The organism is Mesorhizobium sp. M0909, assembly GCF_040319515.1.
In the GTDB taxonomy this organism is placed as follows: Bacteria; Pseudomonadota; Alphaproteobacteria; order Rhizobiales; family Rhizobiaceae; genus Mesorhizobium.
In genome coordinates, this window is sequence record NZ_JAMYOA010000001.1 from 78,487 (window position 1) to 94,057 (window position 15,571).

Here is a 15,571-nt window from a genome sequence, read left to right on the forward strand (position 1 = left end):
AACTCCGTTCGGGCTGCCGCAGCGTACCGTCAAATCTAGCAGCAGCCTAGACGAACTCAGGCTGCTCACAGTGATCTGGTAAACGCAACGCTATTTCTTCAAGCTTGCCTCGATCAGAAGGTCGGCGTTGCGGGCTACCGACTGCGCCGGCCCGCCGACACCGAACAGCTGGCCGCTGATATAGGCGCCCTCGATCAGGAGCAGCAGCCCGTCGCCTAGCGTGTCGGCGTCGCCGGCGCCCATCTCTGCCGCCATGGCACGCAGGCGCCGGCGCAATTCCCGCTTGTTGGCTTCGCTCACAACGCGGGCTGGATGGCCATGTTCGGGATATTCGACTGCGGCATTGGTCATGCCGCAGCCGCGATAATCGGGCCTTTGCGTACGCTTGCCGACACGCGTCAGGAAGGCGAGGATCTGCGCGCGCGGATCGCCGGGATGGGCATTCACCGCCTCGTCGAAGCGCTCCCAAAATTCGAGATCATAGTGCCGGAGATAGGATGCGGCCAACTCATCCTTGGACGGAAAGCTGCGGTAGAGGCTGGGCTTGGTGACGCCGGCACGCCGCACGATCTCGTCGACGCCGATCGCCCTGATGCCTTGCCGGTAAAACAGGTCGCGCGCCACCTGGAGAATCCGTTCGGCGGCGCGAGGCGGCGGTGCGTCATTCGCCTTGATCGTTGGTTCAATGCTTTTCATGTCTGGTGTACCGATTAGCTGGTTGACAATGTTACCGGTCGGTACGTATGTTTCGCGCTCCTGCAACGTACCGGTCAGTAACATGATAGCTCAATCCCGCCCGTTTGGCCAGCGCTACGCTTTCGTCGTGGTCGCCGTCATCTTCCTTTGCCTGCTGATCGCAGCGGGCCTGCGTTCGGCGCCGGCAGTCATGATGCTGCCGCTGGAGAACAGTTTCGGCTGGCGGCGCGACGTCGTCTCGCTGGCCGCTGCCACTGGCATCTTCCTCTATGGCCTGACCGGGCCGTTTGCCGCGGCGCTGATGGAGCGGATCGGGCTGCGCCGCACCTTGCTTGCCGCGCTGCTTTTGATGTCGGTATCGACCGCGCTCAGCCTGTTGATGACCAAGCCCTGGCATCTGCTCCTCACCTGGGGCGTGTTTTCCGGCGTCAGCTCGGGCGCCGTCGCCACCGTGCTCGGCGCAACCATCGTCAACCGCTGGTTCAAGACCAATCGCGGCCTGGTGATGGGACTGATGTCGGCGTCCAGCGCCACCGGGCTGCTGGTCTTCCTGCCGCTGCTCGCCTCGCTCGCCCAGTCAGGCGGCTGGAAGCCGGTCGCCATCGCCATTGCAGTGGCCACCGCCTGCCTGGTGCCGCTGGTCTATATGCTGGTGCCGGAGCGCCCGGCCTCGATCGGCATGGTCCGCTATGGCGCCGATGCCGACGACGTGCCGCCGGCGCCGCCGGCCGCGCAAGGCAATTTCCTTTCGCATACGCTGAGCACGCTGCGCCGCGCCGCCGGCACGCGCGTGTTCTGGTATCTGTTCGCCACTTTCTTCGTCTGCGGCTTCACCACCAACGGGCTGGTCGGCACGCACCTGATCGCCTTTTGCGGCGACATGGGCATAGGCGAAGTGCAAGCCGCCGGCCTGCTGTCGATGATGGGCATCTTCGACCTGATCGGCACGACGCTATCGGGCTGGCTCACCGACCGTTTCGACCCGCGCAAGCTGCTCGGCGTCTATTACGGCATCCGTGGCCTCTCGTTGATCTATCTGCCCTATTCCGGCTTTTCGGCAACCAGCCTGATCATCTTCGCCGTGTTTTACGGACTGGACTGGATCGCCACGGTGCCGCCGACGCTGAGGCTTTCCAACGAGGCGTTCGGCGACCGCAGCGGACCGATCGTCTTCGGCTGGATCGTCGCCGGCCATCAGGTTGGCGCCGCGACAGCGGCCTTCTTCGGCGGTACCATGCGCGAGTTGCAAGGCAATTACGAGCTTGCCTTCCTGATCGCCGGTATGACGGCAATAGCCGCCGCCTGCATCTCGCTGCTGATCAACACCAGCCGCCCGGCCTTCGAGCCGGAACCGCAGGCGGCTTAGGGTGCGACAGTTGAGTGCTAATCTCCCCCGTTGAGGGGGAGATCGCCCGCCTGTTCACTGTTATCAAACCTTCATCGTTTCGAAATGTGCCTGAAACATTGAAGCTGGAGCTTGGCGGCGACGTTCAACGCCATCCAGGAGACAGCCATGAACAAGATTTCGATGACGCGGCGCGCTTTCGTCACGTCGGCCAGCGCCGTTGGCCTGGTCGGCGCGTCGGGCCTCGCGCTTCCCTATTACTCGCGCGCCAATCAGCGCCCGGCCTTTACCCACGGTATCCAATCCGGCGACGTCGACGCGACCAGCGGCATAGTCTGGGCTCGCACGGACCGGGCGTCGCGCGTCATGTTCGAAGTGTCGCCGACGGAGAGCTTCGCCAATGCCGTCCGCCTGGCGCCGCTCGACAGCTCGCCGGCCAGCGACTATACGGTGAAGCGGCTGCTTACCGATCTCGCCTCCGACCAGGACATCTTCTACCGCATGGTCGCGGCCGATCTTTCCGATATCAACGCCGTTTCCGAGCCGATCGTCGGCCGCTTCCGCACGGCACCTGCCTCGAAGCGCGACATTCGTTTCGCTTGGTCGGGCGACACCGCCGGCCAGGGCTGGGGCATCGACGACACCGGCATGAAGACCTACGCCACGATCGCCAAGCACACGCCGGACTTCTTCCTGCATTCGGGCGATACGATCTATGCCGATGGCGCGATGAAGGACGAGGTCGACCTGCCCGGCGGCGGCAAGTGGAAGAACACCGTGCTGATCGACGAAAAACGCAAGGTTGCCGAGACGCTGGATGAATACCGGGGTCAGTGGAAATACAATTTGATGGACAGGAACGTGCTGGCGCTGAACGCCATCTGCCCGACGTTCTACCAGTGGGACGACCACGAGGTGGTGAACAACTGGTCGGATTCGAAGGATCTGAGCGCCGACGACCGCTACACCGAAAAATCCATCCATATACTGGCGGCACGCGCAGCGCGCGCCTTCCACGAAATGACGACGATCCGCTACGAGCCGTCTGAGCCCGGCCGTGTCTACCGCAAAATCGCCTATGGGCCGCTGCTCGATGTGTTCTTCCTAGACATGCGTTCCTATCGCGGCCCCAACGGTCCGAATATGCAGGAGACGATGACGCCGCAATCGCGCATCCTCGGCGAACAACAGACGAAATGGCTGAAGCGCGAGCTGGCGAATTCCAATGCAACCTGGAAAATCATCGCCGCCGACATGCCGCTCGGCCTCGTCGTCTGGAACGACGGCACCAAGAAGGTCGGGGCCGAGGCAATCAGCAATGGCGACAATGGCGCGGCCAAGGGGCGCGAGCTGGAAATTGCCGACCTCCTTCGCTATATAAAGAACGCGGGGATCAGCAATACCGTCTGGCTAACCGCAGACGTGCATTACACAGCCGCGCATTATTACAATCCGGACAAGGCGCAATTCCAGGACTTCAATCCGTTCTGGGAATTCGTTTCGGGTCCGATCCACGCCGGCACGTTCGGACCGAATGCTTTCGATATGACTTTCGGCCCGGAGCTGAGGTTCATCAAGGCACCGACCGCCGAACAGGGTCAGAACCTGCCGCCGTCGGCCGGCCTGCAGTTCTTCGGGCTCGTCGACATCGATGGAGCCACCGAGCAGTTGACGGTGCGGCTGATGGATCGTGACGACAGCGAACTCTACAAGGTCACGCTCGATCCGGCGCGATCGGCGTGAGATTGCCTTTTAGGACCACCCGGAAGGTGGATGTGCATCAATCGGGATAGCAGACGACGGGAATCTTGGGCCAGACGGCTCTGTCGCATCCGGCGTTTTTTTGCCTTTGCTTGAAGGCGGTGCTGACCGGTCCGGTCACCACCGGGTCGACGCCGTCCGGAGCATCGGCAAAAAGCTGCTCTGCCGAGCGCTTGTCGAACGGCAGAGCAGACCGCGTCTCCTTGGGCGGCGCGGCCGATTGCGCCGCGCTTGCCGCGAGGAGGACGGCGAGCGCGGTACATGCCAAAATCGGCCGGAGTTTGATGCCTGTCTCGATCATGAAATTCGAACTGTCCGGACCACGAAAGGTTCCGCCTTGGTTAATAATTCCACTTCACACCAAGACATTTAAGATTTGGTGACTTTATTTGGTGGCTCGCCTCCTCTTTCGCAAATGCGAAAAACCCTGTATGAGCCGCCCAACCGAAAGAGGCAGCGCCTTTTGGCCTGCTGCCTGCAACGCTCCCGAGACCGAAACATGAAAATCCGCAATATCGCGATCATCGCGCACGTCGACCATGGAAAAACCACCCTCGTCGACCAGCTCCTGAAACAGTCCGGCTCGTTCCGCGACAACCAGCGCGTCGCCGAGCGCGCCATGGATTCAAACGATCTTGAAAAGGAACGCGGCATCACCATCCTGGCCAAGGCGACCTCGGTCGACTGGAAGGATACCCGCATCAACATCGTCGACACGCCCGGCCACGCCGATTTCGGCGGCGAGGTCGAGCGCATCCTGTCGATGGTGGATTCGGCCATCGTGCTGGTCGACGCCGCCGAGGGCCCGATGCCGCAGACCAAATTCGTCGTCGGCAAGGCGCTCAAGGTTGGACTGAAGCCGATCGTCGTCATCAACAAGATCGACCGGCCGGATGCCCGCCATGTCGAAGTGGTCAACGAGGTGTTCGACCTTTTCGCAGCACTTGACGCCACCGACGAGCAGCTCGACTTTCCTATCCTTTACGGTTCAGGCCGCGACGGCTGGGTCTCAGAAAACCCCGAAGGCCCGAAGGACCAGGCTCTGGCGCCGCTGTTCGACCTCGTCATCAAGCACGTGCCGGCGCCGACCGTTCATCCCGGCCCGTTCCGCATGATCGGCACCATCCTGGAAGCCAATCCGTTCCTCGGCCGCATCATCACGGGCCGTATCGAATCCGGCACGCTGAAATCCAACCAGGCGGTCAAGGTGCTGCACCATGACGGCACCCAGGTCGAAACCGGCCGCATTTCGAAGATCCTCGCCTTCCGCGGGCTCGAGCGCCAGCCCATCGAGGAAGCGCAGGCGGGCGACATCGTCGCCATCGCCGGCCTGTCGAAAGGCACTGTGGCCGACACCTTCTGCGACCTGTCGGTGACCGAGCCGCTGCACGCGCAGCCGATCGATCCGCCGACGGTGACGATGTCTTTCCTCGTCAACGATTCGCCGCTGGCCGGTACCGAAGGCGACAAGGTGACCAGCCGCGTCATCCGCGACCGCCTGCTGCGCGAGGCCGAAGGCAATGTCGCGCTGAAGATCGAGGAATCACCTGACAAGGATTCGTTCTTCGTTTCCGGCCGCGGCGAATTGCAGCTGGCCGTGCTGATCGAGACGATGCGCCGCGAAGGTTTTGAGATCGCCGTGTCGCGGCCGCGCGTCGTCATGCAGAAGGGCGATAACGGCGAATTGCTGGAGCCGGTCGAGGAAGTCGTCATCGACGTCGACGAGGAGCATGCCGGCGTCGTCGTGCAGAAGATGTCGGAGCGCAAGGCCGAGATGGTCGAGTTGCGCCCTTCGGGCGGCAATCGCCAGCGCATCGTCTTCCACGCGCCGACGCGCGGCCTGATCGGCTACCAGTCGGAACTGTTGACCGACACGCGCGGCACCGCCGTGATGAACCGGCTGTTCCATGCCTATGAGCCTTATAAGGGTGAGCTGCCGGGCCGCACCAACGGCGTGCTGATCTCCAACGAACAGGGTGAATCGGTGGCCTATGCCATGTGGAACCTGGAGGACCGCGGCCCGATGGTCATCGATCCCGGCGTCAAGGTCTATCAGGGCATGATTATCGGCATCCATTCCAGGGACAACGACCTTGAGGTCAACGTGCTCAAGGGCAAGAAGCTGACCAACATCCGCGCCGCCGGCAAGGACGAGGCGGTGAAGCTGACGCCGCCGATCCGCATGACGCTGGAACGCGCGCTGGCCTGGATCCAGGATGACGAGCTGGTCGAGGTGACGCCGAAGACCATCCGCCTGCGCAAGCTCTATCTCGACCCGAACGAGCGCAAGCGTTTTGAAAAGTCGGCGAAAGTGGTCGGCGCGGCATAAAGGGCAATACCGCGCAATGAGCGGTAAACTCGTCACGGCTGTCATATACGACAATCGACCCGAGGCCGAAGTTTGCGTGTCGATGCTCGGCGCGTATGGAATTTATGCTCTCGCGAATTATCTTCTCGACACGGGCTCGGCTTGATCCATGTGCAAGTCGCCGACAGCGATCTCGATGCGGCCAAGGGTTTGATTGACTCGGAGCGATTGACCCCTGGCCGCAACTGTCTCCGATTGCGGATGCCCTTGCCGTTGCCTCATCCGCCGGCAGCCGAGATGATGGCTTCCCGGTCGGGCTCGCCGACGAGATAGACGCGGATCGTCGTTCCCGCTCGAGCCGGCTTGCGCAAGGCTTTGCCCCCGTCCGGACCAACCACCAGCAATCGCTTCTCTTCCCAAACCTGAAGCCGCGATCGCGAGACACCGAGTTCGCTGGCGAGCAACCGGTCGAGCCGCAGCGCTGTCGGCGTTTCGAGCCAGAGCTGGAGTTCGAGAGCGGTGGTGTTTCTCAGCCTGTCGCCGAGCACCTCCTTATGAACGGCGGCTTCGGGAAACTCCTCGACGCGCCCGATACTGCTTCGCAATGCGGCAACATCGAAGGCATGGCGCCGCGCCAGGACCGGATCGTTGCTTTCGAGCGCCTGCAATATTGCCGGTTCGATATCCCGGCGGCTGCAGCGCTCCAGAATGCCGAAATTCCAGGAATTGTCGCAGTCGATGCAGCGGTAGATCAACCAGGCGTCAATGCGCTTGCCATTGGCATTGACGCGGAATTTGCCGCTGCAGCGATAGGCTTTCAGGCCGCCGCAGCGATTGCAGTTGAGGTGAGGTCGAGGTGCGGTTTTGGGCGCGATCGCCCAGCGGATGCGCAGTATCGAAGGCATGCCGAAAAGCCCTTCCCGTCGGGAAGTTCGTCAGATCGGCGATATCGAGAACCCCTTGCGGGCACGGCGTGGCGAGAGACTGCGGCAGTTGGAAATCAGGTGTCGCGGGTGGTTATGCGCGACAGCGGTTCAGCAGTGCCAAACCGGTCTCGAACCGCCACCCTGAAGAACAGGTCATGTGAAAACAGGCACCGCGACTGCGACGCCCTGCTCTGTGTTGGGGGAGTTGACGAGACCGGCGGTTACGTAGGCAAAGTGAAGCTCGGAAAGGATTTCGGGACGACATCTCTAGCCGTGAGGTGCCTGGTCGACAAGCCTTCTTTCGGTAGACGCTACCGTCGCCGGAACAGTTGGGTTATGTTGAACACCCCAAACACTTCAAACGAGACCGCGTCATGCATTTCACGTCGCTGCTGATTTTTGCCGGCGCCCTGCTTGTTGCCGCCGGCTCGCCCGGCCCGTCGATCGCCGCTCTTGTGGCGCGGGTCATCGCAAAGGGCTTCCGCGACGTGTTTCCGTTCCTGCTTGCGATGTGGATCGGCGAAGCGATCTGGCTGTCTCTGGCGGTGTTTGGCCTCGCCGTGGTGGCGCAGACGTTCCATTATGCCTTTGTCGTCGTGAAGTGGGTCGGCGTCGCCTATCTCGGCTGGCTTGCCTGGAAGATGTGGACGGCACCGGTCGAGGCGAAGGAAGGTTCGCTGCCGCGCGAAGATTCTCCTGCCAAGCTGTTCTTTGCCGGCATGGCTGTGACGCTCGGCAACCCCAAGATCATGATGTTCTATCTGGCGCTGCTGCCGACCATCATCGACCTCGGTTCGGTCAGCGTGGTCGGCTGGGTCGAGCTGACGGCGACCATGGCAGTGGTCCTGGTCGCCATCGATTTGACCTGGGTGCTCGCCGCATCGCAGGCGCGCAAGCTCTTGAGAAGCAAGCGGGCGATGAAGATCGCCAACCGCATCAGCGCCGGCACCATGGCCGGCGCTGCGGCGGCGATCGCGGCGCGGTCCTGAGCCAGCGCGTCAACCCATTTCGATGATCGGCGCGATCTCGATACTAAAGGCTGGGTCGGTCAAGATAGGACAATCCTTGGCCTTGCCGACGGCATCGTCGATGTCTTTTGCTTCGATGATGGTGTAACCAGCGGTCGGATTGCTGCCGCCGTTGTTCTCGACCTTGCCGCCAGGCAGCACGGTCTTCGACATGCCGACTGGATTGCCACCGTCGACCACCGCTGAGCCGAGCTTGCCGTACCAGCCGGTCCAGGCATCCATCGCTGCCTTCCGTTCGGCCTCCTCGGTCGGCATTTTGCCTGAGCCATGATAGACGTAGAGAAATTTCGCCATGTTCTCCTCCTCTGATCGGCGGCATCGAACCGGCATGCGGTTATGCCGCATGCCGATCATCTGACCAAACCGGCAAACAAGCAACGAGAATGCGAAGTAGCTAATATAATGTGCGGTTGGCCCGCAACGGCGGCGCCCTATCGAGCCATCGCGTGGTATTCATCGTTCGGCCGCATATCGATTGCCGATGCCAACCGGTTCGACATGTTGAAGAATGCCGCGGTCGAGGCGACATCCCATATGTCGCGGTCGGAAAAGCCGACTTGCCGCAGCGCCGCCCGGTCCGCTTCGACGATCTTTGCCGGCTGCTCGGTCAGCTTCACCGCGAATTCGAGCATGGCGCGTTGCCTGTCCGACAGCTTGGCGGCGCGAAAATTCATCACCATCATCTCGCCGAAGGCGGGGTCGCCGGAAAGCTGGCGCACCGCCGCGCCATGCGCGGCCAGGCAATAGTAGCAATGGTTGACCGAAGAGACGGCCACCGCGATCATCTCGCGCTCGAGTTTCGACAGGCCGGATTCACCCAGCATCAAATCATTGTACATGTCGGTGAAAGCGCGCAGCTTCTTCTCGTCGAAGGCATAGGCGAGTAGCACATTGGGAACGAGGCCGAGTTTCTCCCGGCATTGGCGAAATACGCCTTGGTCGCGTCGCTCAGCTCCGCCGGTGCCAGGTCAAGCGCGGTGATTTTGTCCGTCATGGCGGATTTCTCCTCGTTTTTCGCTAGGCTGCCGGTGAATTCCGACATTTCGTCGCAAGCCGTCAAACCTTTGTCGCCAAATACCCGTCATCTGTTAGCATAGCCGCAAAAACATGCGACGGGAGGGACTCATGGCCAGTGTAAAGTCAGCGGGCCGGTTGAAAAAAGCCGGCCTGACGAGGGGTGAAGCCGCGGGTGGCGAAAAGCCCGGCAGGCTTGCCGACTACCTGCTGGCCCGAGCTCCGGCCGAAGATGTCGCCGCCTACGACGTCATCGATCTCGAACGTGCTGCCGAACTCGCTGGCCGCGCAGTGGCCAGGCACAAGAAGGACGACTGCGTCGTTGCCATAGACGTCGATTCCGGTGTCGTCCGCCAGGGCCGGCCGATGACGGTGATCACCGTCGTCAACGACAACATGCCGTTCCTGTTTGATTCCGTCCTCGGCGAAATCACCGAGAGCGCGGGCGAGCCGCTGCTGGTTACCCACCCGGTCATAGTCGTCAGGCACGGCAAAAACGGCGTCGAGGAAATCCTCGGCGACGGGGGTTATGCCAAGGGCGACCACAGCCATGACCGGCTGAGCGTCATTCATGTCCATATCGGCCGCCTTTCGGCCGAGCAGGCTGAAGGTCTGGCCGCACGCCTGACCAAGCTGCTCGGCCAAGTGCGCGCCGCCGTCACCGACTGGAAGCCGATGCTCGCCCGCCTCGACCAGGCGATCTCGGAATTCCGCTACTCGCCAGTGCCGCTCGACAAGGCCCATGTCACCGAGGCGATCGCCTTCCTCGAATGGCTGCGCGACGACAATTTCACCTTCCTCGGCATGCGCGAATTCAACTACACCGGCGGCGAGACGAGCGGCATGCTCGAGCGCGCCGAAAAGCCCGGCCTCGGCATCCTTTCCGATCCCGACGTGCTGGTGCTCAGGCGCGGCACCGAAGCGGTAAGCACGACGCCGGAAATCCGCGCCTTCCTGCATGGGCCGGAACCGCTGATTGTCACCAAGGCCAACGCCAAGTCATCGGTGCACCGCCGCATCTACCTCGACTACATCGGCGTCAAGACCTACACCGGCAAAGGCGTGCTTTCGGGCGAGCTCCGCATCGTCGGCCTGTTCACGTCGACCGCCTATACGCGCTCGGTGATGAAAATCCCCTATCTGCGCTCGAAGGCGGAAACCGTCATCGCCAAATCCGGCTTCAATCCAAGCGACCATTCCGGCAAGGCATTGATCAACGTGCTGGAGAGCTATCCGCGCGACGAGCTGTTCCAGGTTCCGGTGCCGATTCTGCGCAAGCATGCCGAAGCCATCCTGGGCTTGATCGAGCGGCCGCGCGTCAGGGCATTGGTGCGTGTCGACCAGTTCGACCGCTTCGTCTCCGTGCTCGTCTTCGTGCCGCGCGACCGCTACGACAGCGTCGTGCGCGAGAAGATCGGCACGTATCTGAAGACCGTTTTCGAAGGCCGGCTGTCGGCCTATTATCCGGCGTTCCCGGAAGGCGGGCTGGCGCGTGTCCATTTCATCATCGGCCGCTCCGGCGGCAAGACGCCGAAGGTCGAGCAGGCGACGATCGAGGCGGCGATCCGCGACATCGTACGGACCTGGGACGATGCACTGCGCGAGACCGCGACAGAGACCGGCGCCGATGCGAGACTCACTGCCATCGCCTCACGTTTTTCGGAAAGCTATCGCGACAGTTTTCCGCCGGCCGTGGCGCTGGCCGACGCCGGGCGCATCGCCAAGCTCGATGCGTCAAATCCGATCGCCATCGACTATTACCGTCACGCCGTCCAGAAGCCGCATCAGGCGGCGCTGAAGATCTATCACCACGGCAGCCCGGTGGCGCTGTCGCGGCGCGTGCCGGTGCTGGAAAACATCGGTTTCCGCGTCATAAGCGAGCGCACTTTCGAGGTCGGCGACAATCAATCCGGCATGGTCTTCATCCACGACATGGAACTCGAGAACAGCTACGGCAGGCCGATCGACCTCGGTAATGGCGGCGCGCTGTTCGAGGATGCGTTCCTTTCCGTCTGGCGCGGCGATGTCGACAATGACGGCTATAACGGCCTTGCCCAGACCGCCGGCCTGTGGTCGGGCGAGATCACCGTCCTGCGCGCCTATGGCCGCTATCTGCAGCAGGCCGGTATCCCGCAGAGCCAGGATTTCATCGCCGCCGCGCTCAATCGCTATCCCGAGATCGCCCGCGGCCTGCATGCGCTGTTCGTCGCCCGCCTCGGCCCGACGGCCGAAACGGAAGGTGTCGTCCAGGCCAAACATTTGAAGGCCAAGATCACGGATGCGCTGGAAGACGTTCCCAACATCGATGACGACACCATCATCCGCCGTTATCTGAACCTGATCGAGGCCTCGCTGCGCACCAACCATTTCGTTGCCGATACGAAAGAGAAAGGCCAATCGCTGGCGATCAAGCTCGATTCGCAATCGGTGGACGGGCTGCCGGCGCCGCGGCCATGGCGGGAGATCTTTGTCTATGGTTCTGAGGTCGAGGGTGTGCATCTGCGCTTCGGCCCGGTCGCGCGCGGCGGCCTGCGCTGGTCGGACCGTGCCCAGGACTATCGCACCGAAGTGCTCGGCCTGGTCAAGGCACAGCAGGTCAAGAATGCGGTGATCGTGCCGGTTGGCGCCAAGGGCGGTTTCTACCCGAAAAAGCTGCCGATGAGCGCCGGGCGCGACGCCATTTTCGAGGCCGGCACAGCCGCCTACAAGAATTACGTTTCCAGCCTGTTGTCGATCACCGACAATATCGGCCTAGACGGCGTCATCCCGCCGGCCGGCGTGGCGCGGCGCGACCAGGACGATCCGTATTTCGTCGTCGCCGCCGACAAGGGCACGGCGACCTTCTCGGACATCGCCAACGCCATCAGTGAAAAGCACGGCTTCTGGCTCGACGACGCTTTCGCCAGCGGCGGTTCGGCCGGTTACGACCACAAGAAGATGGGCATCACCGCCAAGGGCGCCTGGGAAGCGGTCAAGCGGCATTTTCGCGAGATGAACCGCGACATCCAAACCACTCCGTTCACCGTCGTCGGCGTTGGCGACATGTCGGGCGACGTGTTCGGCAACGGCATGCTGCTGTCGGAGCAGACCCGGCTGATCGCCGCCTTCGATCATCGCGACATCTTCATCGATCCCGATCCCGACATGGCGGCTTCGATGGCCGAGCGCCGGCGTATGTTCGCTCTCGCCCGCTCAAGCTGGCAGGATTACGACAAGACGAAGCTGTCCGAAGGTGGCATCATCGTCTCGCGCAGCCAGAAGTCGATCACCTTGCCGGCCGCCGCGGCTGCAGCGATCGGCCTCGGCAAGACAACGGCCACGCCGGTCGAGATCATGAGTGCCATCCTCAAGGCGCCGGCAGATCTTTTGTGGTTCGGCGGCATCGGCACCTATGTCAGGGCATCGGACGAGACCAACCAGGACGTCGGCGACCGTGCCAATGACGCGATCCGCATCACCGCGCTCGACCTGCGCGCCAAGGTGATCGGTGAGGGTGCCAATCTCGGCGTCACGCAGCGGGCGCGCATCGAATTCGGATTGAATGGCGGCCGCTGCAACTCAGATGCGATCGACAATTCGGGCGGCGTGAACTGTTCCGACGTCGAGGTCAACATCAAGATCGCGCTGGCTTCCGCGATGCGCAAGGGATCGTTGACCCGGCCGGCGCGCAACAAATTGCTGGCCGAGATGACCAATGAGGTCAGCGCCCTGGTGCTGTCCAACAATTACCAGCAGACGCTGGCGCTGTCGCTTGCCCGCAAGCGGGGCCTCGCCGACATCGCCCATCAGAGCCGCTTCATGGCGGCGCTGGAGGCGCGCGGACTGCTCGACCGTGCCGTCGAGGCGCTGCCGTCGCCGGCGGCCCTTGTCGAGCGCGAGACGCGCGGTGAACCGCTGACCCGGGCCGAGCTCGGCGTGCTGCTTGCCTATGCCAAGATCGTGCTGTTTTCCGATATCGTCGCCAGCGACGTGCCCGACGATCCGCATTTCGACCGTGATCTCATGGGCTATTTCCCTGATCGCATGGCAAAGAGATATGCGGGAGAAATCCACGGCCATCGGCTGCGCCGCGAGATCATCGCCCGTGTCGTCACCAATGATCTGGTCAATCGCGGCGGTCCGTCCTTCGTCAACAGGCTGCAGGAAACAACCGGCCGCAGTGCCGCCGATGTCGTGCGCACCTTCGCCGTGGTTCGGGATGGATTTGCGCTGCCGGCGCTCTATCGCCAGATCGACGCGCTCGACAACCAAATCGACGGGCAGATCCAGCTCGACCTTTATCAGGCGGTCAGCCGGCTGATCTATGTGACGAGCGGCTGGTACCTGAAGAATGATGCCGGCACCGCGCCGCTCGGGCAGCGGATCGCCGAGTTGCAGGACGCGCGCAAGGCGCTGGAGCCGAAGCTGGTTTCGCTGCTGCCGGCCTTCTCGCGCGAGCGGATCGAAGAGCGGCGGCACAATCTGTCGAAGGGCGGCGCGCCGGGGAGCCTTGCCGAACAACTGGCGTTGACCGATGTGGCGGAACTCATCCCCGACATTGCCCTGACGGCGCGGACGGCGAATGCTGGCATCGTCGCTGCTGCCAAGGCGTTTTTCGCGGTCAGCGATGTCTTCCGCATCCCGCGCGTCGAAGATGCGGCGCGCTCGATCACCCCCTCGGATTATTACGATCAACTGGCGCTTTCCCGTGCCACCGACACGATCGGCGCGGCCAGGCGCGGCATCGCCGTGGCGGCACTCACCAGCCATGCCGAGGCGGCGGATCCGGTGACGGCATGGCTGGAGGCCGGCGGCGAACGGGTCGGACGCATCCGCGAGCGGCTGCAGGCGCTGACCGAGGGCGGCGACATCACCGTGTCGCGGCTGTCGGTGGCGTCCGGCCTGATGAGCGATCTGACGGGGCTGTGAGACGTCTTCCATATCGCGCGGGATTGCCGGGAAGAACTGCGCAATAGAGCGAACGGCGCGCTGCTTTGGGGAGCGCCGGAGCATGATCCCGAACCTAACGATCGGCTTTTGGACAAGATCGTGCTCAACAACAAGACGGAGCGTCATTCCGATTCGATCGGCATTGAGCAAGCTCCAGCGGAGGGGACATGGCTGAGATGGCAGTGCAGCGGGCGTCGGGACGCGGCATCTGGGGATGGATGCTGTTCGACTGGGCGGCACAGCCGTTTTTCACGGTCGTCACTACCTTCATCTTCGGTCCTTATTTCGTCTCGCGCATGGCCAGTAATCCCGAGACCGGGCAAGCGGCCTGGGGCTACGGCATTGCCGCCGCCGGCCTCGTCATCGCCGTTTTGTCGCCGGTCCTCGGTTCGATCGCCGACCAGACAGGACCGCGAAAGCCATGGATAGCCTTCTTCGCCGCGGTCAAGATCACCTGCCTCACCCTGCTGTGGTTCGCCGCGCCCGGCTCTGATCTTTTTCTGGTCGTGGCGTTGTTCTCGCTGGCGTCGGTCGCGGCGGAATTCTCGACCGTGTTCAATGATTCGATGATGCCCCGCCTGGTGCCGAAGAGCGACATCGGCAGGATCTCGAACATGGCCTGGGGGCTCGGCTATCTCGGCGGCATGATCGCACTGATCTTCGTCGTTACCGTCATGGCCGGCTCGCCTGAAACCGGCAAGACCGTCGTTGGGCTGGACCCGATCTTCGGCCTCGACCCCAGGCTCGGCGAGGACGCGCGTGCCACCGGACCGTTGTCGGCGGCCTGGTATTTCCTGTTCATCCTGCCGATGTTCTTCTTCACGCCGGATGCAATCAAAGGCATTCCAATCGGGCCGGCGGTGCGCGAGGGACTGTCGGAACTGAAGTCGACGCTGGCCGAAGTGCGCAAGCGCAGCGGCATTTTTCGCTTTCTCGTCGCGCGCATGATCTATCAGGACGGCGTCAACGCGCTGCTGGCGTTGGGCGGAACGTTTGCGGCGGCAATGTTCCATTGGTCGATTACCGAGATCGGCCTGTTCGGCATCATCCTCAACGTCGTCGCCATAGTCGGATGCCTGGTCGCCGCACGCCTCGACACGGCGCTCGGTTCCAAGTCCATAGTGATGATTTCGCTGGTCATGCTGAGCATCGCCACGCTCGGCATCGTCTCGACCGGCCCGGGCTATACGCTGTTCGGCGCTTGGGTGATGCCCGGACTGGACGGCGGCGGATTGTTCGGCACGGCGGCGGAAAAAGCCTACATTTTCTACGGCCTGCTGATCGGGCTTGCTTTCGGGCCGGTGCAGGCTTCGTCGCGCTCCTACATGGCGCGCAGCGTCTCCGCGGCCGAATCGGGCCGCTATTTCGGCATCTATGCACTGGCCGGCCGAGCAACCAGTTTTGCCGCACCCTTCATGGTGGCCACGATCACCCTGGCCAGCGGCTCGGCGCGGGCCGGCATGGTGGCGATCGTGCTGTTCCTCGGAGCGGGCATGGCGATCCTGATCGGCACGCCCTATCCGGCGGATCGGCCGGCGGAGTGATCTGCTCGTCCCTTCTCCCA

The 15,571-nt window shown here is 62.8% G+C and carries 10 protein-coding genes and 1 pseudogene; 6 read left to right on the forward strand and 5 right to left on the reverse strand.

The features are described from left to right. Positions 1-90 precede the first annotated feature (90 nt). Positions 91-696 carry a TetR/AcrR family transcriptional regulator gene (locus NKH83_RS00385; protein WP_352509069.1) on the reverse strand — a complete coding sequence of 202 codons (606 nt, stop codon included), beginning with the start codon at positions 694-696 and terminating at the stop codon, positions 91-93. An 82-nt stretch (positions 697-778) separates the two neighbouring features. On the opposite strand from NKH83_RS00385, the gene NKH83_RS00390 reads away from it, so the two are divergent. Beyond that, entirely contained in the window at positions 779-2,062 is a 1,284-nt protein-coding gene (locus NKH83_RS00390; protein WP_352801529.1) for an MFS transporter, read from the forward strand. A 147-nt stretch (positions 2,063-2,209) separates the two neighbouring features. After that, on the forward strand, positions 2,210-3,784 hold the full coding sequence (locus NKH83_RS00395) for an alkaline phosphatase D family protein (protein WP_352801531.1): 1,575 nt from the start codon (positions 2,210-2,212) through the stop codon (positions 3,782-3,784). A gap of 37 nt (positions 3,785-3,821) precedes the next feature. On the opposite strand, the gene NKH83_RS00400 is transcribed toward NKH83_RS00395, so the two are convergent. Then, a complete protein-coding gene (locus NKH83_RS00400; protein ID WP_352801533.1) occupies positions 3,822-4,103 on the reverse strand; it encodes a hypothetical protein in 282 nt (93 codons plus the stop codon). Positions 4,104-4,301: 198 nt separating this feature from the next. Between NKH83_RS00400 and typA the strand changes: the two genes are divergently transcribed. Continuing rightward, entirely contained in the window at positions 4,302-6,131 is a 1,830-nt protein-coding gene (gene typA, locus NKH83_RS00405) for a translational GTPase TypA (protein ID WP_254817743.1), read from the forward strand. 257 nt (positions 6,132-6,388) lie between these two features. Here the strand turns inward: typA and NKH83_RS00410 are convergent, their stop codons facing one another. Continuing rightward, positions 6,389-7,015 (reverse strand): DUF1062 domain-containing protein, encoded by a 627-nt coding sequence (locus NKH83_RS00410; RefSeq protein WP_352801535.1) that lies wholly within the window; start codon positions 7,013-7,015, stop codon positions 6,389-6,391. A 395-nt stretch (positions 7,016-7,410) separates the two neighbouring features. Here NKH83_RS00410 and NKH83_RS00415 point away from each other — a divergent pair, with 395 nt between their 5' ends. Beyond that, entirely contained in the window at positions 7,411-8,025 is a 615-nt protein-coding gene (locus NKH83_RS00415; protein ID WP_352801537.1) for a LysE family translocator, read from the forward strand. A gap of 9 nt (positions 8,026-8,034) precedes the next feature. Here the strand turns inward: NKH83_RS00415 and NKH83_RS00420 are convergent, their stop codons facing one another. Continuing rightward, a complete protein-coding gene (locus NKH83_RS00420; protein WP_254817740.1) occupies positions 8,035-8,358 on the reverse strand; it encodes a YciI family protein in 324 nt (107 codons plus the stop codon). Between the two features lie 137 nt (positions 8,359-8,495). Beyond that, positions 8,496-9,058: pseudogene (locus tag NKH83_RS00425) on the reverse strand (peroxidase-related enzyme). A gap of 131 nt (positions 9,059-9,189) precedes the next feature. Between NKH83_RS00425 and NKH83_RS00430 the strand changes: the two are divergent. Both NKH83_RS00430 and NKH83_RS00435 read left to right on the forward strand, forming a co-directional pair. Next, positions 9,190-13,986 carry an NAD-glutamate dehydrogenase gene (locus tag NKH83_RS00430; protein ID WP_352801539.1) on the forward strand — a complete coding sequence of 1,599 codons (4,797 nt, stop codon included), beginning with the start codon at positions 9,190-9,192 and terminating at the stop codon, positions 13,984-13,986. Positions 13,987-14,174: 188 nt separating this feature from the next. Continuing rightward, complete coding sequence (locus NKH83_RS00435; protein WP_352801541.1) at positions 14,175-15,551, forward strand: MFS transporter; 1,377 nt, start codon at positions 14,175-14,177, stop codon at positions 15,549-15,551. Positions 15,552-15,571 lie beyond the last annotated feature (20 nt).

Bases quoted from the DNA above. Each gene is read 5' to 3' on its own strand.
- NKH83_RS00385 (WP_352509069.1), bottom strand. From the start codon at position 696: ATGAAAAGCATTGAACCAACGATCAAGGCGAATGACGCACCGCCGCCT.
- NKH83_RS00390 (WP_352801529.1), top strand. From the start codon at position 779: ATGATAGCTCAATCCCGCCCGTTTGGCCAGCGCTACGCTTTCGTCGTG.
- NKH83_RS00395 (WP_352801531.1), top strand. From the start codon at position 2,210: ATGAACAAGATTTCGATGACGCGGCGCGCTTTCGTCACGTCGGCCAGC.
- NKH83_RS00400 (WP_352801533.1), bottom strand. From the start codon at position 4,103: ATGATCGAGACAGGCATCAAACTCCGGCCGATTTTGGCATGTACCGCG.
- typA (WP_254817743.1), top strand. From the start codon at position 4,302: ATGAAAATCCGCAATATCGCGATCATCGCGCACGTCGACCATGGAAAA.
- NKH83_RS00410 (WP_352801535.1), bottom strand. From the start codon at position 7,015: ATGCCTTCGATACTGCGCATCCGCTGGGCGATCGCGCCCAAAACCGCA.
- NKH83_RS00415 (WP_352801537.1), top strand. From the start codon at position 7,411: ATGCATTTCACGTCGCTGCTGATTTTTGCCGGCGCCCTGCTTGTTGCC.
- NKH83_RS00420 (WP_254817740.1), bottom strand. From the start codon at position 8,358: ATGGCGAAATTTCTCTACGTCTATCATGGCTCAGGCAAAATGCCGACC.
- NKH83_RS00430 (WP_352801539.1), top strand. From the start codon at position 9,190: ATGGCCAGTGTAAAGTCAGCGGGCCGGTTGAAAAAAGCCGGCCTGACG.
- NKH83_RS00435 (WP_352801541.1), top strand. From the start codon at position 14,175: ATGGCTGAGATGGCAGTGCAGCGGGCGTCGGGACGCGGCATCTGGGGA.